Consider the following 21,329-nt stretch of genomic DNA (forward strand, 5'->3'; position numbering starts at 1 on the left):
CTCTATGTTAATCAGAGAAAGCACTCAAAACAACAAAGTTATTACCATATCTGTAATCAGATTTCTATCTTTAAAAAAGTATGAGTTCGTTCTTTATACACAGCAAACAACTAAACATTTTTCAAACTCAACACTTTTTACATAGTTTTTGTCATACTCAAACGTATTACCACCACACAAGATCATCGCTAACTTTAGAATTATATCAAATATCAGTCTATCATCGTATTCTAAATATTTCTAGGAACATTATACGAATAAGATATATTCAACAAACCGTTATGTAACCTCTTACGAGATAAATATCCCAAATCATCATTCAAATTATCTATAAGCACCACTTCTAAGATTACTCCCCTACAATACGGCACTCTGACAAGACGTGCATGATCATCCATATTTATAAGGATATCAATTACATCAAAATATCAATCCATAAAGATAATAAAGAAATTCCCTAATACAAGCCGTAATTCAAACAGCTTATATCAGGGAAAAACTACCTTCACCATACACGGCATCCCGCAAGCGGTTAAGCCCATCATAAATAAATGTATACCCTTTTACCACCGATGTATTCCCAGCACTCCATGTCATACTACTGATATTCCCGTTATATAGGAGAGTGCCAGGACCATCCGTATAATGTAAGGTTTGATTAAACTCAGTACTGCTAATACGTGTCATCCAGTCACGGACATTATAAGTATACTCTACCATTATTCTCCCATTGTGAAATAATATACCGGACAGGCGGCAAAACTCATCATAATTATGTTGCATCAAATACACCGGAGAACAACCGTTCACCGAATGGGAAACAGAAACCAAACGATCGGAATGATCATACTCATAAGTGTATAGTTCCGTCTGAGAAAGTTTGCCCGGGACAGTATGAATATGGTAATGTTTCTTAAGTTTACCACTAAAGTATAAGCAAAGAAATTCGAATCATAACCACCTAAATGATTGGTAGAACGGCTTTGAACCACGTTTTCGCAATCATCATAATAATAAGCAATCAAAATTTCCTCACCAATATCAAGAAGGTAAGTACGATTGCCCGTGAGCCTTCCGAAAGCAGAAGTAGCCGGAGCTGGAGGATTCGTATACCGTTCCGTATAACCACTCACCATCCTGTAAGCCAAAGAGTCAGCATATGATGACAGCCGGGAAGCTTCTTCTCCATCAACCGGTGAAGACCGTCATACTGCTAGCAATAGCCAATTACATTTCATACAAATATCTGAAAGCAAAACCACCCTGTTATAATTTGTTTTAGGCAACTTATAACAGGGTAAGACATTAGATATACCCCTAAATATTTGCATTTATTTTAAATAGTCTAACCGTATGAATAAGACAATCATATTGGATCAAAAGTTATCAGTACATTTACTAAAAAAAAGAACAACAGCCAATATAATAAAAATAATTTCTACTATCCAAATCTTTCTCAAATTGAATTGCCCAACTATTGATCTATCTAAAAGAAGAATAGCTAATACAATGAATACAAATCCTATTATAAAAGCATGGCTAAAAGATGTCCAAACTCTCGATCTAATAATATATATATATAATACTATTGATATAGGAGAAAATAATAGAATTGGGGTGATTTTTATTTTTTTCATTGCCTTTTATGAATTAATTTTCCTTTCGGATTATGTATTATAATTGACTGAAACGCAGTACTAGGAATTATAGATCTTCCACCTTTAGGAGCTCCTAAATTGAAAGCGGAAGTAGAGCGTATCATTCTGATTTGAGCATTTTTTCGTTTATGATGGTATGCTTTAACTCCTCCAGACTCCAAAGATTTTTGTACTGCTGTAGCACAATTGTTCACTAAAAGATCATATGACTCATTCCTACTAATATTCACAAATTTCTCCCTTATAATCCCATCCTGTTCAGGTGTGGTAGGTATAATATATCCTTCCGAATATCCATAGCTATTGGAGTTTTCATCACTCTTACCACCCTCCGAATTATATTGACTATCCATGAATAGTTGCGGACTATCCCACTCTCCGACAGCAATATCATCAAATTTCCGACCTCCTGTGTGACTACCTGATGAATAAACATTATCCCCATTCACGGAAAAATACTGCCATTTACCTGCATCATTTTGGATTAATATAGCCATATGTTGGTTTGTTCCTGCCCCTAAATTGAGGACTGTTATAGAGTCTCCTTTTAAATCTAGGTTTCGTATTGGATTATTGTCGCAATATACATATGGACTCAACGCGCTATATTTTTCTGCTCTCGGATCCACTATATGCCATCTTCCTAACGCAGCATCATACATCCGCGCACCATAATCATACCAATCCAGATCACTCTTCCTGTCCAGCTCCTTGCCATTATACTTATAAGGCTGGACATTATTAGCAAATGAATTACTCATCAATCCCCCAAAAGGATAATAATGATTCACCTCCTCTGTTGTCCCATCCTGAGATATAACCACACGGTTATTACCTTGATGGTCTTTTAAGTAATAATGATACTTGTTATCACTCAAAGTAATATAACCAGCCTCAGTCAGAAGCGCTTTGGCAACACCATTTTCATAGACCACATTGCCGCAATAGTCAGCCGTAGTAGTAACTCCATTTATTAAGTGTACAGTACGAAGCTTCATACCGCTTGCATCATAAACATAAGAAATGGTATTCCCGTTAGCAAACTCGATCCGACTCGGTAAATTTAAACAATTATATTGAATATCCAACATATTCTTATTCAAATCTTTTGTCAGATTACCATTTTCATCATATTCGTATTCAATATCCTTGTTAGCACCGTTCTTAAATTCAAAGCCATTACCATAAACACTCCCCGTAGCAGTATCCGTCACCTTCTTCAGCTGGTTGCCATTATAGGTTAATGAAAGGTTATCCACCAGCCCATAACCGGTAGAGGTAGTCTGACCATAACGCTTTAGACCAAGGATATTACCCACTCTATCATAACCTGTTACCTGTTCATTGAAACGACCAGAATTCTGTAGAAGGCTACCGCCTTCACCATATTCTGCATTCATCAGGCGATTCAATTCGTCATACGTAAATTGATAGCCTCGCGTTGCAGCATCAGTGCCCGAATGCCATGCCACACTGCTGATATTTCCATTATAACAGGGAGTACCCGGACCGGTAGCGTAATAAAGGTTCTCAGAGAATTTGCCGCTATCGATCCCAGTCAGCCAGTCACGGACATTATAAGCATACAGCAGGGAGTCTGCACCATTATGAAAGCTCGTAGAATGTAAGCGACAAAACTCATCATAACTATGTTGCATCAAATACACCGGAGGACAGCCGTTCGCCGAATGGGAAACAGAAACCAAACGATCGGAATGATCATACTCATAAGTGTATAGTTCCGTCTGAGAAAGTTTGTCCGGGACAGTATGAATATGGTAATGTTTCTTAAGTTTACCACTAAAAGTATAAGCAAAGAAATCCGAATCATACCCACCTAAATGATTGGTAGAACGGCTTTGAACCACGTTTCCGCAATCATCATAATAATAAGCAGTCAAAATTTCCTCACCAGTATCAAGAAGGTAAGTGCGATTGCCCGTGAGCCTTCCGAAAGCAGAAGTAGCCGGAGCAGAAGGATTCGTATACTGTTCCGTATAACCACTCACCATCCTGTAAGCCAAAGAATCGGCACAAACTGCTAGAGAAGGAAGCAGCAAAAAATCATACGTATCGTAATAATTCACATTAAGTAAAGAAGACGGCATTATTGATATACCCCAAAACGTATATCCTGTGCCAGCCACACTATTACCTGTCAGCTCGAAAGAGGCTTTCACAACACCGGAAGAAAATGGAAAAGAAAAAGCACCGGAACATATGCCGCTCACCACCTCACGTCCCCGACTGTCCGGAATAGAAAAGGAATACTCTCCGAGAGCAGCCTGCCGAGCATCACGGCTGAATATCTTACGATCAGCATCGTCATAACTGAAGGATTGCCAACCACATCCGGGCAAACGTTTCTTTGTCAAACGATGAAGTCCATCGTAGGTATAAGCATACCCAAATTGAAGAAACTGTTCACTGGTGATACTATCCGCATCCAGCGATGGAGGAAGCACACAACGTAAATCACCTCGAAGATCATAAACATAATAAGTATCATGTTTGATAGAATCACACAAAGCACGTTCCAAAATAATACGTCCCAGCTTATCAATAAAAATCAAACGCTCATTATCGTCTTCATCTGTTTGATGAATAACGGAGAGTTCGCCGTCTGCCCAGTTTCCCTCACGCACCGGAAGACCATTGGAAGAAACCGTCAAATATGCACAATCAAATGGGGTTTCCTTACTATTTGTCTTACGAAACGAATGAGAAGCGTGGCCTTTCCAGCTTTCTCCCAAACCAACGGAGCGCGCAGGAGCCTCTTGCTGGTAATTTGCGTAAACCGCCTCCGAATAAGGACGTGTATCACCACACACCATAGAGGCTTTTAGCGGAAGATTATTGATGAATGCGCCACTAAAACCAACCACAGGAATCGATTTCCATCGTCGCCATACATTTCCACGACTATCATAATCCGTAAAATCAGCAAGATCACAACCATTAGGGGTAGCCCCCTTAAGCACTGTCTGTACCGGACGTCCGAGTCCGTCGAAATATTCCACCTGTTCCTGCCAGGAAGTGCCTATATCAGATAACATCTGCCGAGTGAGAATATAACTGCGTGAAGAAGTTATTCCTACAGTCGGATCGTCCCCGTAAGCAGGTTCCGAATCACAGGGAAGATAAAGGGGAACATCCACAATGTCAGCTTCCTCTAATGGCTTCGAGTAAAGGAACATTGTAAGAAAAGCCCCCTGTAAAGGCGGTGAAGCAACACTCAACCGAAGTTGTGAGGTATCTACTTTCACCTTTAGCACATATCTCCCGGCAGGCAGATAAGACACCGGACAAAGATTATCAAGAGAGGTCAGTTCACGTATAGGAATAGTAGGATATTCCACTTCTTCTCCGTCAATTATCCCATAAAGAGTTTGTGTACAAACATCTATCTTTTGTCCGTAAAGAGAAAGCCCAATACTTCGTTTACCTGCAAGGGTAAAATAAAGATTGATACGTTGCTGAACGCTATTCAACTCTTCAATAGCAACACTCGTGCTATTGGACATACCTGCCCCACTATAGGTTCCCATATCCCGGGTTAATTGTCCCCAACATACAGTCAAAGATGAAAAGAGCAAGAACAGAATTGACAGAATGCTCCGCTCCAAATTATTGGTTCGCTTCATGGTATTCATAAGTTGTTATGGTTTTTCGTTGGTTATTTTCTATTTTTGAAAGACGTGCACCGGCATCATAAGAATAAGTCTCCGAACGTCCGTCGGGTTCCGTACGTTGGGCCATGCCAATCATAGGAAAGTAGCGAAAAGTGGTCACACGGGCTTCGAGATTGGAGTGCCGGAGATTATTCAAGCATTTATAGACTCCCTCATCGATAGTATGTGAACTGGCAACCTCTTCCAGGGAAATACCCGCCGAGGCTATCGCATTCGCAGTCATCCCTTCGACAAAGGCAATAGGATGAAGTCCGCCATACCCCCAGACAACACCTACGGTTGTCCCATCTTGTCGGGTCACTTGCGAGGGTTTACCACAACGCAGGTATTGACTATATTGCTCTACCACACGCAGAGAGTTTCCCGATACATCTGTAGACTCACAAATAGCAGAAAGACTATAACCACTCACAGTTCTCTCGTCTGGCTCGTAGTCATAAACCAAGCGTTTACGTAATACACCGTCCACATAATGACAGATCTCTACTGGTATATTCTGTTCATTATTCGCTTTCATCAACACGTGTGCTGCTTTTGAAAGATCATCGCCGGGATAAGAAAATTCCACACGTTCACGATCTGTGGACATACTGAGCAACAAATCAGGAAAACTTCCTGAATAAGTGTAAACCTTACTGTTACTAGCGACATCGTGTCCGTCAAGATTTTTCTCATGATAAGAGACCTCACCAGGTTCTACTTGCAGCACTTCAACATCTCCCTTGAGATAGCTTCCCAGAAACAATTCCTTTATAGAAAGGCTTTGCCCAACAACCTCCTGCATATTATTTATATTCTCAAAAAGGGCAGTGGTTTTTAATTCGGAAACCATCTTTCGAACAAAGCGACGAGAGAAATAACGGATACTAAGAAAGCGACCATTACTACAACGAGCACAAGAATCTTCCAGAGATAGGTATTGGGCATTACCAATAGGCTCTGAATAGCGCGGTTCTACCCCCTGTTGAAAAGAAGAATAACATGGAAAGTGATGAAGAGTAGAGATTCCATTGACCGTTTCTTGTACAAAAGGATAATAGATGGAACAATCTCCATTCAGCAAGTTCTGATTGGTATACAACCGGGCACGGCATGAGCAGGAACTATAGCGCCCTAACTTGTCACAAAGGATATAATGCAATTTGTATTCTTGCATAAAAGCACTGTTATCTATCGGAAAACGGGCATAGCCAACACCGTTAAGTGATTCTGTATCACCGTATCGAAATTCACGGGTGACAGGAATACCGCAAACAGGATATTCGATAATAGATGCCAAACGGTTTACGCCCACCTCAGCACCTAGCGGACTGCCGATAGGGGTGTGAACAAAGCCATTTTCATATTCATATTCAGTACGTCCACCAGAAGGATAAATAACAAAATACAAGTCTTCTCCTCTATATCTAGGGAAATAGGTATTACCGCCCTTTCCTAACGAAAAGCGGAAGGACTGATGGTCGGAATCCCTGTTTATAAGTACATCCTGAGTAGGTACCAAGTCATTGAGGCTTTCAATCCACTGGTTACCGATACCACGATTATAATGTTCCTCCATATCACCCTCTTTATAAGGAGTATATCCTAACTGGTAACAACCGATACTCTTTCCATCCGAACCAAGTATTTCGACTTTGGAAAGGAAAGGGAGATAAGTGGAAGTCATGGTAAAGCGAACGCTGCGAATCACATCATCAGCACTATACACGTCCATTCGTTCCAACAATCCGGTAGCTGTACTATAACTGAAACGTACAGATCCGCCCGCAAAATTAATGCGTTGCACAGGACGGGGAGAAATGCGGCTACCAGGAGTGCTATAGGGAACATCATTCACCTTGTCCCATTTCTTAAATGTAGCTATCGGAATACCTGAATTCGGGTCTATATCCGTGCCGGACATATAATAATAGTTCTTTTTCCCGTTAATACCTACCCAATAACCCGGATGTGGGGGGATACTGCTATCTGTAGTCAACGGAGGGAGATTATCTTCCACCCTGTAAAAATCATAACGGGTAAACGGATATTCCTGCGGTGCTTTGTCCCAATAACTAAAACTAATACGGTCACCCCTCGGAGAAATAATCTCCGATGCCTTCCACGAAGTGACACTCTCATATCCTCCCTGAAAGGTGAGCTCACGAGCGGAACTTTCCTGACCGAAAACATACCGATTGCCCGAAAGGTCAGTTACAGAAATAGGATTAGAAAAATCAGAAGACACACCCCCTGTAGGAACTGTCACAAGTGCTCCTCCCTGTACTAAAAGATGAGGACGGAAATACCTCCCAGAAGATTCTTCCAAAATAAAACTGGAACTACCAGACAAGAGACGATAATAGAAGATATCCTGTTGACAGTCAGCCTGACCATTGACAAGACGAAGTAAATAAGATTCATTATTCTGCGCATGATGTGCTGCACTATCTGCCAGAAAATAAAACTCGTCGGGCATACCGCGCACCTGCCGAGTGATCATAGGCTCAGCTTCCAATTGCCAACCTGCTCCCAGTTGACCCGCCAATTGGTTTGTTGTGATACCACCCGTAGAAAAATAAATAGAAATCGGAAGAACAAAGTCTGCCGTACGGATCTCATACAAAGGAATCCGGATAGTAGCACGTCCGGTAGCATAATCAATCTTTTCCGCCGATTTACGAAAAAGTTGGGAAGCCGACACGGAGGCAGGCCAATAACTGCTAAAGCCTGTAGAAATATCATAACTGGAAAAATTACTTTGCCCGAAGGAAAGATGACTTACATAAAATAGAAAAAACGAAAGAAACAAGCTTTTTCTGTATATTATAAATTTCATTGTCATTGTATTGATTATTTTAATAAATAGATAATAGTCAAATAACTGAAGAATTTCCGCTGCCTTGGTGAGTTTACCCATTTTTCAGACAGCGGAAACACACAAACTCTGTGTTTACAAACTCATCGCATTAGCACCCAATACGCCTGCCACAGCCGACGCTACCGCGATAACCACCTTCAGGATCATATCCCATACAGATCTCTTCATTGCCATCATTTACCTCCTTTCTCGTTCTTTAAATAGTTTAGTTTACTCTGTGTCCCTACCGTATTTTCCTCTGGAGAAAGCGTACGATTCCCCTGCGTGGCGGAACAATGCACCACGATCAAATTGATAGTTCTCATGTGATTTGATAATTCTCTGTTTAGTTGATTGTCTTATTAAATTCCTAGTCTTTAACTAATTATCATTAGTTAGTCTTTAGCTGGTTATCCTTAGTTAGCTCTAGTTTGTTTCCTGTTTCCTTGTTTTCAGTTTTACAGTTTAGTTCAGTCGTTAGTCTTATATTTCTTCCCGCGAAGGAAGGAACAAGCTATACTGTCGGGTCCGGTGCTTCTCCATCATCTCCGCCATCGCTGCCACCACCAGGCTTGTCATTCGGATCATCAACCGATCCGCCGTCACCAGGCGCGGAGACCAGCTTGTCATAGCGGGCACACTTGGCACCCGTCACCATAGAACGGGTAGCGGTGGTACGGTCCAGATTCTTCGTCGTGGTAGGCTGGAAGCGGACGGTAAGCGTAGCCTGTGCAGCACTCACCTCGTCGGCAGTCTCAACACCCCGGCCACGGGCACTTATCACCATGCGGAACGTTCCCAAGCCATCCACGCTGACGCTTTCGGACGACTGAAGATGCTGCGCCATCACCGTCACCAGATTGTCAAGCGTATTTTTCACATCACCCGGAGAAAGGGAAGAATATGCGGCAATCTCTTTGGAAAGCTGTGCGGAATTGATATTTCCTGTACGAACTACATGGGGATAAAACAGTTTCTTCCCACTTTTTTTATCTTCCAGATTAGACTGGAAAGGTTTATATAATACTGGCATAATTGTAATAGTTTTAGTTATTAATCTTTTTATTAGTTTCTGTCGTTAAGCTTATTGACACTGCAAATATAAGGGCTTATTTTGAGCTATACAAGCGATTTCGGAAATGTGCGTTAATAAGTTAGTTAATATAAAAATAATCATATAATATATTGACATACAAATATTTATCAAATTCATATTATTTATTCAGCACACTCAGCAAATAATGTCCGGGCAGTTTAATCTTACCGCCACTTCCACGAATGACGCTAAAGCCTTTCCATATATCGCCACCGATTTCACCGTAATTACTTTTCAGCACTATAGCGTACTGTTCCGCAGGAGGAACACGAAAGAGTCGGAGGTTCTCCAGCAGACCGGAAAAATTGCGGGGACATCCGTCCGGGGGAGCCTGCATCCGGTCGATATCTTCCTGCGTCAGATTCCGTTTCTTCTTGGCAGACCGTTGATCGCATTCCTCTCTCATCCCGCCTCCGGCTCCTTCAGCTACTTTCTCTCCTTCACTCCCTTCTTCTTCATCCCCTCCTTTTGCGAAAGGAGGGTTAGGGAGGATGTTTTCTTTCTTTTCCTTTTCTTTTCTTTTTATGAGAGCTGTTTTTGTTGCAGTATCCCGGGATGCTGTTGCAATATCCGGGGATACTGCAACATTTTCCCCTGTTGCGGCAACAGTATCCGGCTGCTCATCCGTTGTTTTCTTCTCCGGCATTTCTTCTGCGGATTTCACCGGTTCCGTAGATTCCGCCTTCTCTCCTTCCGGCAGCAGACAATAATCCGGACAGATATGGTGACGACTGCGACGTTTGGTGATGAAGAGATACTGCCGCTGGACATCCTCAGAAGTCAGAATACTGTAACGCTCATAAAGCGCAGAGTCAAAAAGCCCGTATTCAAGAAACAGACGGATGACACGGCGGACGGTATCGTTGTCCGTACTGAAAAGCTGATCGGAAAGTTCGTCACAGAAATCAGTGTCGGCACGGACATAGTAGCCCTCGCCCGAATAAAGATAAGACATAATATAGATTAAAACGGTGAAAGCGGAATCGCCCTCACGCTTCATGACACGACGAACGATACGGTCGTGCATGAAGTCGGTGCTCAGGGGAAAGTAGTCCAGTCCCTGTTTGATTCTTCCCATAGTTGTATTGTTTTTATAAATAGTTTATCAGTCAGTTTTTTCATTTTGTTAATCATTCAGTTCCGCTTCCACTTCACAAAGTTTCTGCTTTTTCCGCTTGATACTTGCCCTTACAGTCTGCAGGGCGGACAGAATCAGTTTCTGACGAAGATCGGGGTCTTTCGTAGAGGTGATAACGGGATAAGGTTCACGGTCATCACGTGCCAGCGTGCGCTTCTCGGTCTTCCTGTATTTCCGGCTGGCGGATTTGCGGCATTCCTTGCAGTAGTTGCTTGGAAGACCGGTTTTCTTATCTACGTAAAAGGCTTCTGAAGGAAGCGTGTGTTTGCAACAGCCGCAAACGTAAAGTGTTTGTTTTTGTAATGTTTCCATTCCGGTTATTCTTTTTGATATACTTGATATGTTTTCAGATAAAAGGTAAGGCAGCCTGCGCACAGGAGGTTCACATCCTACACAATGATCATTGGCAACTTGCCCGTCAGATGTTAACAGCCATCACGTCAGCTGTTAATACCCAATATGACAACTGTTAACTCCTGACAAATCAACTATTAACAGCTGACAGCTCTCTTTTCGGAGGGGGAGAATGCGGTTTTTGAAAGTATTTCGCATCTTTTTCTTGTTTTCTCATGGTTTATCTAATTTTTATTTCTAATTTTGAAATCAAATATTCATTTCGAATACCACAAAGGTATAGAAAGTCGCATATATAAAACAAATGATTTTAGATATTAACGCTGAATTATTTTACAAAAGACTGTATATGAGGCGATAAGACAAGAATAAATATTAACATATAAAAAAAGTAAGCAAAAACATGAATGAGAAACAAGCGGATACACTGCTGAATGTACCGGAAATCGTAAAGCGGGCGAAAATAGCGTTGAATCTGAAACGGGACAGTGAACTTGCATCATATTTAGGAGTAGCCAGAGCGACACTTTCCAACTGGTGCGCGCGAAACAGCATAGACTTTCCTTTACTGCTGAATAAGCTGCGTCATGTGGACTACAACTGGCTGCTGACCGGAAAAGGAAGTCCGCTGCACGACCCAAAGTCTTTTGACAACGGAAAGATACGGGGAGAAGTAGAGACTATTCACAATTCAAAAACCACAGAAGCCATAGACGACCGGAGTGTGACGCTCTATGACATCACAGCCGCCGCCAATTTAAGGACCCTGCTTTCCGACAAGCGCCAATATGCGCTGGGCAAAATACTGATTCCGAGCATACCCGCGTGCGACGGAGCCATCTTTGTCAACGGAGACAGCATGTATCCCATTCTCAAATCGGGAGATATCGTAGGGTTCAAGGGGATCAACAATTTCAGCAACGTCATTTACGGAGAAATGTACATCGTGGCGTTCCACCTCGACGGAGACCAGTATCTGACGGTGAAATACGTCAACCGCTCAGAGAAGGAAGGGTACGTCAAACTCGTCAGCTACAATCCGCACCACGAGCCGATGGACTTGCCTGTAGACACCATTCAGGATATGGCGATAGTGAAGTTCTCCATCAGAAAGAATATGATGATGTAAAAACGGCACAGGCTAAACAAGCCTTTTCCACAGATTTCCTGTCACATTTCTTCCTGAAATCTGTGGAAAGCATTATCTTTGCACGTTGCAAACCGTATCTTTGCACATTGCAAGCAGTAAAATCATAAAATCACTCTATATCAATGGAAAAGAAATTCAAGAGAACCACCGTCACATCGGCACTGCCGTATGCGAACGGACCTGTACACATCGGTCACCTGGCCGGCGTATATGTACCGGCAGATATCTATGTGCGCTATCTGCGACTGAAGAAAGAAGATGTATTGTTTATCGGAGGTTCGGACGAACACGGAGTACCTATCACGATTCGTGCAAAGAAAGAAGGAGTCACTCCGCAGGATGTAGTAGACCGTTACCACTATCTGATCAAGAAATCGTTCGAAGAATTCGGCGTTTCGTTCGATGTATACAGCCGCACCACTTCGAAGACGCATCATGAGCTGGCTTCGGATTTCTTTAAGACGCTATACAACAAAGGAGAGTTTATCGAAAAAACATCCGAACAATACTATGACGAAGAAGCGAAAACATTCCTCGCCGACCGCTACATCACCGGTGAGTGTCCTCACTGCCATTCGGAAGGTGCCTATGGCGACCAATGCGAGAAATGCGGAACCTCCCTGTCGCCCACCGATCTGATCAACCCGAAGAGCGCCATCAGCGGCAGCAAACCTGTGATGAAGGAGACCAAGCATTGGTATCTCCCCCTCGACAAACACGAAGGATGGTTGCGCCAATGGATTCTGGAAGACCACAAGGAATGGCGCCCCAACGTATACGGACAGTGCAAGAGCTGGCTCGACATGGGATTGCAGCCGCGTGCCGTCAGCCGTGACCTCGACTGGGGTATCCCTGTGCCCGTAGAAGGTGCGGAAGGAAAGGTGCTGTACGTGTGGTTCGATGCTCCTATCGGATACATTTCCAATACCAAGGAATTGCTTCCCGACAGTTGGGAGACATGGTGGAAAGACCCCGAAACGCGTCTGCTCCACTTCATCGGAAAGGACAATATCGTATTCCACTGCATCGTATTCCCCGCCATGCTGAAAGCGGAAGGAAGCTATATCCTGCCGGACAACGTGCCGAGCAACGAATTCCTGAATCTGGAAGGAGACAAGATTTCGACTTCCCGCAACTGGGCGGTATGGCTGCACGAATATCTGGAAGACTTCCCCGGCAAGCAGGACGTACTCCGCTACGTACTGACCGCCAATGCTCCGGAAACGAAAGACAACGACTTTACATGGAAAGACTTCCAGGCACGCAACAACAATGAGCTGGTAGCCGTATACGGCAACTTCGTGAACCGTGCAATGGTGCTGACTCAGAAATACTTCGACAGCAAAGTACCCGCCTGCGCAGAACTGACGGATTACGACAAAGAAACCCTGAAAGAATTTGCCGACGTAAAGGCAGAAGTAGAAAAGCTGCTCGACGTATTCAAATTCCGCGACGCGCAGAAAGAGGCGATGAACCTGGCACGCATCGGCAACAAATACCTTGCCGACACCGAACCCTGGAAACTGGCAAAGACCGACATGGAACGTGTAGGCACCATCCTGAACATCTCTCTGCAACTGGTTGCCAACCTTGCCATCGCCTTCGAACCGTTCCTGCCTTTCAGCTCGGAGAAACTCCGCAAGATGCTGAACATGGAAAGCTTCGAATGGTCGGAACTGGGAAGGAACGATCTGCTCCCGGTAGGACATCAGCTGAACAAACCGGAACTGCTGTTCGAAAAAATAGAAGACAGCGTAATCGAGGCACAGGTACAGAAGTTGCTCGACACGAAGAAGGCCAACGAAGAAGCCAACTATAAGGCAAACCCGATTCGTCCGAACATCGAATTTGATGATTTCACGAAACTCGACATCCGTGTTGGTACCATCCTTGAATGTCAGAAAGTGCCGAAAGCCGACAAGCTGCTGCAATTCAAGATTGACGACGGACTGGAAACACGTACCATCGTATCGGGCATCGCAAAACACTACCAGCCGGAAGAACTGGTAGGCAAACAGGTTTGCTTTATCGCCAATCTCGCACCGCGCAAGCTGAAAGGTATCGTCAGCGAAGGTATGATTCTGAGTGCCGAAAACAACGACGGCAGCCTGGCAGTTATCATGCCTCAGAAAGAGGTGAAGCCGGGCAGCGAAGTGAAATAAGCAATAAGCTAATAAGCCATCAACAAATGAGGAATGGAAGAATGGGGTGTCAAAAAACAATAGTAACTAAACTCTCCTCCTTCGGGAAGGAGGAGTACCCGCAGGGGGAGGTGGTAGGTAAATACATCAACTGATGATATTCACTTGTGCAGTACACCTACCACCCCGGCTTTCAGCCACCCCTCCTTCCTGAAGGAGGGGAAATTTAGTTACTACTGACTTTTGACACACCTTCCTTCACCGATTATAATAATATGAGTGAAGAACAGTCACTGAAACAAAAAACAGCAAAAGGGCTATTTTGGGGAGGCCTCAGCAGCAGTGTACAACAGCTGTTAGGACTTCTTTTCGGAGTAGTGTTAGGAAGATTACTGGACCCTGCCGATTACGGTATGATCGGTATGCTGGCTATCTTTCCGGCCATTGCTTCCGCCCTGCAGGAAAGCGGATTTGTCGCAGCACTCGCCAATCGCGAGAAAGTCAGCGATAAAGACTATAACGCTGTATTCTGGTTCAGTATCTCTTTTAGTGCTGTTCTTTATATTTTGCTCTATTCTTCAGCTCCGCTGATTGCTAAATTTTACGATACTCCGGAGTTAACGTCGCTTGCCCGTTTCTCTTTCCTCAGTTTCTTTATAGCCAGTTTCGGGATAGCTCCACGAGCTCTTCTTTTCCGTAATCTCAAAGTGAAGGAGAATACCATCATTTCTCTTTCAAGCCTGTTTCTATCCGGCATTGTGGGGATTATTCTTGCCGCAAACGGATTTGCCTATTGGGGACTGGCCATACAGACAATGACTTTTGTCGTCATAGGCACGGCACTCAACTGGTACTTTGCCCACTGGAAACCCAGTTTCCACATTGACTTCTCTCCCATCAGGGAGATGTTCGGATTCAGCAGTAAAATGCTGATTACGCAAGTCTTTATTATCATCAACCAAAACCTGTTCTCCGTCCTGCTGGGTAAATTCTACACTAAACAGGAAGTCGGAGACTTCAGCCAGGCCAACAACTGGAACAATAAGGGACACGCCCTCATCACCGGAATGATCAACGGAGTCACCCAGCCCGTACTGGCAAGTGTGGCTAATGACCCGCAGCGTCAGGCGGCCGTGTTTCATAAAATGCTGCGTTTCACGGCTTTTATTTCTTTCCCTGCCATGTTCGGACTCAGCCTCATTTCCAGAGAGTTTATTCTGATTGCCATCACGGACAAGTGGCTCGCTTCCGCACGGATCATGCAATTACTTTGTATATGGGGAGCCTTTATTCCGATCAACAATCTGTTCTCTTTATTGCTGGTCAGCCGCGGACGGTCTTCCATCTTTATGTTCAACAGTATCGCACTGAGCGTGTTGCAGCTGATCACTGCCTGTATCAGTTATCCATACGGCATCACCACCATGATTTATCTGTTTGTCGCTATCAATATACTGTGGATGTTTGTCTGGTACTGCTTTGCCCGGAGGGAGATTCCGCTGACATTGTTCAGCATACTGAAAGATATCGCTCCTTATTTTCTGCTGGCAGCTTCGCTGACAATCGCAGCCCATTACATAACGTCGGGCATCACTAACCTGTATCTGTCACTTGCCATCAAAGTAGTTTTCGTGGCTTCTCTATATGCACTTGTTTTGTGGAAAATGCAATCAGTCATTTTCAAGGAATGTATTCAGTTCATTAAAAAGAAAAAGATATTATGACGACACCTACCAATTACATAGCGACCTGGTTCTACAAGGAATCCAAAGAAGATGCCAGTTTCTATCCGCAGGCAGGCAAACGGGGAGATTCCGCCCTCGTCCATTCCATTTATATGCAGATACAAGTGCCGTTCTTTACCACTTTCAGGCATTATCATCCGGATGCCGTGATGTTGTTTTTCACCAATGTAGAAAAGTTACCCTACTATCTGGAGAGGCTATTTGCAAACCTGCGTGTAGAGGTTGTGCGTCTTCCCTACCACTGCACTCCCCCAAAAGGATGGTATGATGCCTGGAGAAATCAGTTCTACCTGTATGACATCTGGCAATATATGGAAAAGCGGATGCAGGACAACGACAATCTGCTGATATGCGACGCAGACTGCCTATGCACCTCCCCGCTGGACACCTTATTCCACGAAGTCAGTACCAACGGCAGCGCCCTATATGAGCTAAGCACCTCGCCGCAGTCGTCTATCAACGGCATCAGCCTAGAGCAAATGACGGAACTCTACGAGAAATGCTATCAACAGAAAGCCTCCCGGCCCATTTATTATTATGGCGGCGAGTTCTTCGCCCTTCGCGGAGACATCGTGAGAGAAGTCAACAAGGCTTATCAGCCCCTTTGGGATTATAACCTGCAATGTTTCAAGGAGAACCGTCCCAAACTGAATGAAGAAGCATTATTCTTCAGCGTCCTCGCCGAATGGCTGAACATTCGTAATAATATTGCCAACAAATATATCAAACGAATGTGGACATCTCCCCAATACAACAATGTGGAAAAGGGGGACGAGAAGTTTGCTATATGGCATTTACCTTACGAGAAGAAACGCGGCCTTTACTACCTGTTCAAAATGCTGCGCCGAACAAACTCCATAAAAGACGAAGCAGCATTCTGGCGAAAAGCGGCTTTCTATACAGGAATACCGACGGTAAACCTCGGCAAGAAAATAAAAGACTTCCGAACGGCAATCATCAGAAAAATAATACATTAACCTGTACAGCTATGAATATTCTGATCATACAATCCAAAGCGTTTCCACATCGGGACAACAGTTTCTGCTACTTCTATACCCAGCTGGCAGAATGGCTGACCGCCCATGTATCAAAAAGTGAGTTGTTCTATTGCTATCTGGACGTAGACGACACCGGATTCGAGAACGGACTTCTGTTGCCCGATTCTTACGAACAGTTCTATACTCCCGCCAATATAGATGCCATCTGCCGCTTTATCACCGACAAGCAGATCGACATCGTCCTCGACTACTCACACGTCATCACCGGAGACACCCGTAAGTTCCTGCTCGAAATAAGACAGAGAAACCCCGGGATAAAAATATTCACGATGATCCACAACTGCCCGAGCCACACCACTCAACTGAAGACATACGAACTGTCCAGGCTCGGACTCAAAGAGGTAAACAGCCCGAAAAGGCTTTTCCAGTGGATGCTTCCGTGGCTTTACATTTTCCTTTTAAAGAGAGTCGTAAAGCATCAGAATGTCTCCGCTTACAATACGGTGGACGAAGTGATACTACTCTCACCCTCCTACATTCCGGAGTTCAGAAAGCTAATAGGCAAAAAGGATGCTTCGAGGTTATCGGCCATCCCCAACGCCATCCAACCAGTAAAGAGCGACATCCCTGTGCATCTGAAAAAGAAAGAAATCATTTTCGTCGGAAGATTCGCCTTAGAGAAAGCCCTTCCGAAATTATTAAAAATCTGGGAAATGGTTCAGGATGAGATACCCGAATGGAGCCTTGTCATGGTGGGCGATGGAGACAAATACCAAGAATGCGAGGAAATCATCGCAAAGAAGAAACTCAAACGTGTCAATATGGTTGGTTATCAGATGTCGATTCCCTACATCGACCGTGCAAGCATACTCTGCATCACTTCGGTCATCGAGGGATTGCCTACTGTATTTACCGAAGCCATGAATTTGGGGGTAGTCCCTGTCGGTTTCGATTCTTTCAGAGCTATTTATGATATGATAGATGATGGCAAGAATGGATTCATCATCCGCGACAATGACTATAAAGCCTACGCCCGAACCTTGATACAACTTGCCACCAACGATACGCTGAGGCATCAGATAGCTTCCAACGCCAAGCAGCAAAAAGGGAACTACGATATTGAACACATCGGTCCGTTGTGGGTAAAAGCGTTCAGGAAACATGGAATCGTCTAAATACAGAAAAGGATATTAAGACAGTACATCTTAAAAAATGCATTATGAGGAAAATACACATTGCCTTAGCAGCAGACAGTAACTATTTGGTCCCTATCACAGTCGTCCTGCAATCCATCTTCGACAATAACCGGGGAGAGGACATCACCATCTATTTACTTTATCTGGAAGGCACACTCAAAGAGGAAGACCTGCTTTTTCTAACCGACTTCACCCGGCAAAGAAAAGGAACTTTCACCGAGTTAAAAATAAAACAGGAACAAATTGACGGATTCCCGGAAACACGTCACGGGAAAGCCACCCTTTTACGGCTGTGCCTCCCCAACTTGTTGCCCGGCCTGAACAAAATACTCTATCTGGACGGAGATATCATTGTCAACGGAGACCTGTCCCCCTTATTCGATTTAGACATTTCTGGCTATCATGTGGCAGCAGCTAAAGATTCGGCAAGCGTTTACAACATAAACTATCAGACGGCTATGGGAATCGAAAGTTCTCACTTCTATTACAATGCCGGCATCCTGTTACTGAATCTGGCCGCACTGAGACAGATAGATCTGGTGACACAGATGAACGATTTCACCCGGAAGAACTATGACCGGATATCAGCACCGGATCAAGACTTCCTCAATTATATCTGCCAGAAGAAAACATTGTATATACCTCCCAAGTACAATATGAATTATGCACTTGAGAAAGATATCCGCGCAAAAATATGGACCCGAGAAGAAGTGAAAGAAGCCAGGAAGCATCCGGTCATCGTACATTATATCGGCCCGATAAAACCTTGGTCTATCCTTTCCACCCATCCGCAAAGAAAACTATGGTGGAAGTATGTAAAAAGAACATGTTTTGCGGATTATCGTCCTAAAGATGCTACATTACGCAATCATATCCACAAATGTTATCTATCCGTTACCCGACCTGTCGAAAGACTATTCTCACTCGATAGTAAAAGGAAAATAGGGAAATTAATACCTTCGGGCCTCAAGAAAGGTTTAAAGAAGTCACTACAAAAAAACATATAAGAAACAATGAAAGTACTTTTTACATTCGGAGGAATCCCCCACTACCTGAATGCCATGCTCAACAGGCTACAGGCAAAAGGAGTAGAAATAACCGTTGTCAGTCCAAAGAAAGGGAATACGACCATCGGCAAAGGGGTGAAAATGGTAGAAGGAGGAACCTACAAGCATCTGACTACACCGGAGAAGAAGATGTTCTACGGAAAAAGCGCTTTCCCCGCCCTTCCCGAAATCATTGCGGAAGAAAAACCGGATATAGTAGTAGTAGGATGGCCCTACTTCCTGCAAGTATTCTTTCAGCCCGCACTGAGAAAGGCTATGAAGTCCTGCAACGCCAAGCTGGTGATTCGTGAAATCCCCTTCCAGACTCCTCCCTACGGAAAGATCAAGGAATATTTCAAAGCCAATCCGATGCACGACGAAGGTATGCACCTGCTCAGCAAGGGTACCGGATTCTATCTGCGCCAATGGATAACGGCAAGGATACGGAAGTACTGCTACGCCCAAGCCGCCGGAACGCTGAACTACTCGACAGCCGCCTACGACATCCTCCCCTCTTACGGAGTAAAGAAGGAGCAGATACACGTCACCTACAACTCGACCGATACGGAAGCACTTCTCAAAGAAAAAGAATCCGTACTGGCTTCCCCCTCCATCCTTCCCCCGTGCGACCGTCGCCTGCTGCACATCGGACGGCTCGTAAAATGGAAACGGGTAGATTTATTGATAGAGGCTTTCCGGAAGGTAGCCACCGACTATCCGGAAGCGGAACTGGTGATCGTAGGAGACGGACCGGAACTGGACAACCTCAGACAACAGGCAAACGACCTGCAACTGGCAGACAGCATCCGCTTTATCGGAGCCGTCTATGACCCGAAGACACTGGGCGCCTATATGAACGAATCGAGTATCTATGTGCTTGCCGGCATGGGAGGGCTTTCGATCAATGATGCCATGACGTATGGTATGCCCGTCCTTTGTGCCGTATGCGACAGTACGGAACGCGACCTGGTCATGGAAGGCAAGAACGGCTATTTCTTCAAGGACGGCGACGCCGATAGCCTGGCAGATAGAATCAGAGAGATGTTCGAATCTCCCGAACGCTGCAAGGAGATGGGAAAAGAATCGGAACGGATGATCCGGGAAAAGATCAATATGGAGACGGTCAGCGAACGCTACCTGAAGGCTTTTCAAGAGATTCTTCGTCTCACTCATCTTCGCGATTCCGGTAATTAGCCGGTGAAGTCCCCAAATGCATCTTTACGTACTTCCCGAAAAAGGACTGGTTGGGGAAGTTGAACTCTTCCGCTATTTCCTTGACGGACTTGTCCGAACGTTTCAGCCGATACTTGATATGTTCTATCGTTGTTTCATTGATCAAGTCCAGCGGAGTCCTGCCACACGCTTGCTTGATGACTTTCGAAAAATGCTTCGGAGTGTAGCAGAGCGCATCCGCATAATAACTCACAGAACGGTGCATACCCTTGTCTTTCGATAATAGCTCCACGAATTTCCGCAGGGTATAATCCGCCTGTTTGATACCTTCTTTCGGACTGTCCCCCTTGTCGGGAGCATCGATTTCCTTGTGAAGCTGTCCCAGCATCTCACAAAAGAGGGCGGAGAAGAGATGCTGCATCACTTCCCTGTGATAATAATGAGGTTCATCATTGATCTTCGCCACAATCAAATCCCGATAAAACCTGAAAACAGGATCGTCCCCGCCTTCGCTGATAGACTTCACCGGATTGTTGTGGATATGGGCAGCGGTATTCCACGTTTTCTTCTCCATTTTAATAATGCGTTGCAAAAAACGGGTAGAGAATCCCGCCAGCCTTATCTTATATTTAGGACTCAGCATCGTACGACTGATCAGTGTATTGGGAAGACCGAGCAGCAAATCGCCCGCCTGCAACTGATACGTCCGGTAGTTGATATCCAGCTGGATACACCCTTCTGCACAGACAGCAATAAGGAAACAGTTCAGCCGGACTGTATCATTACTATACGGAATCCCATCCAGACTGTTGACTATCGCAAAGTCATCGTCTATATAATCAAGGATATGCTGACTCTTCTTAAAGTCTTCTATATCTACTGTCATAATGTTCTCTTTTTCCATAATCTCTCCTTTTTTACTTTTTGCAAAGTTGGTAAATAATAGGGAAAACAGAATGTCCCAAACTCCTTTATAATTGTTTGATATGTCGTTTATCTGCAAATAGTTAGCCACAATAAGCACAAATAACGAAAACAGGACATTCATAGAGAAAAATCGGTCACCATTGACTTGTTCTTTTCTCCTACTTTTGTTCTGATTT

Annotated in this window: 17 protein-coding genes; 8 read left to right on the plus strand and 9 right to left on the minus strand. The window is 44.2% G+C overall.

Going from position 1 to position 21,329, the window contains the following annotated elements; translation table 11 throughout:
- Positions 1–483: 483 nt before the first annotated feature.
- Positions 484–720: a hypothetical protein gene (locus NBH01_RS08525; RefSeq protein WP_225678836.1), complete on the minus strand. Its 237-nt coding sequence runs from the start codon at positions 718–720 to the stop codon at positions 484–486.
- Between the two features lie 633 nt (positions 721–1,353).
- On the opposite strand from NBH01_RS08525, the gene NBH01_RS08530 reads away from it, so the two are divergent.
- Positions 1,354–1,680, plus strand: coding sequence for a hypothetical protein (locus NBH01_RS08530; RefSeq protein WP_225678837.1), 327 nt, complete (start codon positions 1,354–1,356; stop codon positions 1,678–1,680).
- On the opposite strand, the gene NBH01_RS08535 is transcribed toward NBH01_RS08530, so the two are convergent.
- The 7 genes from NBH01_RS08535 to NBH01_RS08560 all read right to left on the minus strand — a co-directional run bounded on the left by NBH01_RS08535 (position 1,634) and on the right by NBH01_RS08560 (position 10,735).
- A complete protein-coding gene (locus NBH01_RS08535) occupies positions 1,634–5,311 on the minus strand; it encodes an RHS repeat-associated core domain-containing protein (protein WP_225678838.1) in 3,678 nt (1,225 codons plus the stop codon). The two genes, NBH01_RS08530 and NBH01_RS08535, sit on opposite strands and share 47 nt — an antisense overlap.
- Positions 5,286–8,168 (minus strand): hypothetical protein, encoded by a 2,883-nt coding sequence (locus NBH01_RS08540; RefSeq protein WP_225693759.1) that lies wholly within the window; start codon positions 8,166–8,168, stop codon positions 5,286–5,288. The genes NBH01_RS08535 and NBH01_RS08540 overlap by 26 nt, the downstream gene beginning before the upstream one ends.
- Positions 8,169–8,282: 114 nt before the next feature.
- Positions 8,283–8,378: a smalltalk protein gene (locus tag NBH01_RS08545; protein ID WP_022471753.1), complete on the minus strand. Its 96-nt coding sequence runs from the start codon at positions 8,376–8,378 to the stop codon at positions 8,283–8,285.
- 5 nt (positions 8,379–8,383) lie between these two features.
- Positions 8,384–8,515: a hypothetical protein gene (locus NBH01_RS26570; RefSeq protein ID WP_255309861.1), complete on the minus strand. Its 132-nt coding sequence runs from the start codon at positions 8,513–8,515 to the stop codon at positions 8,384–8,386.
- 188 nt (positions 8,516–8,703) lie between these two features.
- Positions 8,704–9,222, minus strand: a complete 519-nt coding sequence (locus NBH01_RS08550; RefSeq protein ID WP_225678840.1) for an HU family DNA-binding protein — start codon at positions 9,220–9,222, stop codon at positions 8,704–8,706.
- A gap of 181 nt (positions 9,223–9,403) precedes the next feature.
- Complete coding sequence (locus NBH01_RS08555) at positions 9,404–10,363, minus strand: DUF4373 domain-containing protein (protein ID WP_202572592.1); 960 nt, start codon at positions 10,361–10,363, stop codon at positions 9,404–9,406.
- A gap of 48 nt (positions 10,364–10,411) precedes the next feature.
- Entirely contained in the window at positions 10,412–10,735 is a 324-nt protein-coding gene (locus NBH01_RS08560) for a hypothetical protein (RefSeq protein WP_202572591.1), read from the minus strand.
- A gap of 445 nt (positions 10,736–11,180) precedes the next feature.
- Here NBH01_RS08560 and NBH01_RS08565 point away from each other — a divergent pair, with 445 nt between their 5' ends.
- The 7 genes from NBH01_RS08565 to NBH01_RS08595 all read left to right on the plus strand — a co-directional run bounded on the left by NBH01_RS08565 (position 11,181) and on the right by NBH01_RS08595 (position 20,247).
- Positions 11,181–11,906 carry a S24 family peptidase gene (locus NBH01_RS08565; RefSeq protein ID WP_011108539.1) on the plus strand — a complete coding sequence of 242 codons (726 nt, stop codon included), beginning with the start codon at positions 11,181–11,183 and terminating at the stop codon, positions 11,904–11,906.
- A 143-nt stretch (positions 11,907–12,049) separates the two neighbouring features.
- Positions 12,050–14,089, plus strand: coding sequence for a methionine--tRNA ligase (gene metG / locus NBH01_RS08570; RefSeq protein WP_016269017.1), 2,040 nt, complete (start codon positions 12,050–12,052; stop codon positions 14,087–14,089).
- A 254-nt stretch (positions 14,090–14,343) separates the two neighbouring features.
- On the plus strand, positions 14,344–15,792 hold the full coding sequence (gene wzx, locus NBH01_RS08575) for an O-glycosylation flippase (protein ID WP_195380647.1): 1,449 nt from the start codon (positions 14,344–14,346) through the stop codon (positions 15,790–15,792).
- Positions 15,789–16,790 carry a hypothetical protein gene (locus NBH01_RS08580; protein WP_062694201.1) on the plus strand — a complete coding sequence of 334 codons (1,002 nt, stop codon included), beginning with the start codon at positions 15,789–15,791 and terminating at the stop codon, positions 16,788–16,790. Before wzx ends, NBH01_RS08580 begins: the two co-directional genes overlap by 4 nt.
- A gap of 11 nt (positions 16,791–16,801) precedes the next feature.
- Positions 16,802–17,986 (plus strand): glycosyltransferase, encoded by a 1,185-nt coding sequence (locus tag NBH01_RS08585; protein WP_062694200.1) that lies wholly within the window; start codon positions 16,802–16,804, stop codon positions 17,984–17,986.
- Between the two features lie 44 nt (positions 17,987–18,030).
- Positions 18,031–19,014 (plus strand): glycosyltransferase family 8 protein, encoded by a 984-nt coding sequence (locus NBH01_RS08590; RefSeq protein WP_225678841.1) that lies wholly within the window; start codon positions 18,031–18,033, stop codon positions 19,012–19,014.
- A 6-nt stretch (positions 19,015–19,020) separates the two neighbouring features.
- Complete coding sequence (locus NBH01_RS08595) at positions 19,021–20,247, plus strand: glycosyltransferase family 4 protein (protein ID WP_062694196.1); 1,227 nt, start codon at positions 19,021–19,023, stop codon at positions 20,245–20,247.
- Here NBH01_RS08595 and NBH01_RS08600 read toward each other — a convergent pair.
- Positions 20,219–21,130: a helix-turn-helix domain-containing protein gene (locus NBH01_RS08600; protein ID WP_008767227.1), complete on the minus strand. Its 912-nt coding sequence runs from the start codon at positions 21,128–21,130 to the stop codon at positions 20,219–20,221. The genes NBH01_RS08595 and NBH01_RS08600 overlap by 29 nt on opposite strands.
- Positions 21,131–21,329: the final 199 nt, after the last annotated feature.

It is taken from the genome of Bacteroides sp. B1-V-101, from assembly GCF_023656585.1.
Lineage (GTDB): Bacteria > Bacteroidota > Bacteroidia > Bacteroidales > Bacteroidaceae > Bacteroides > Bacteroides thetaiotaomicron.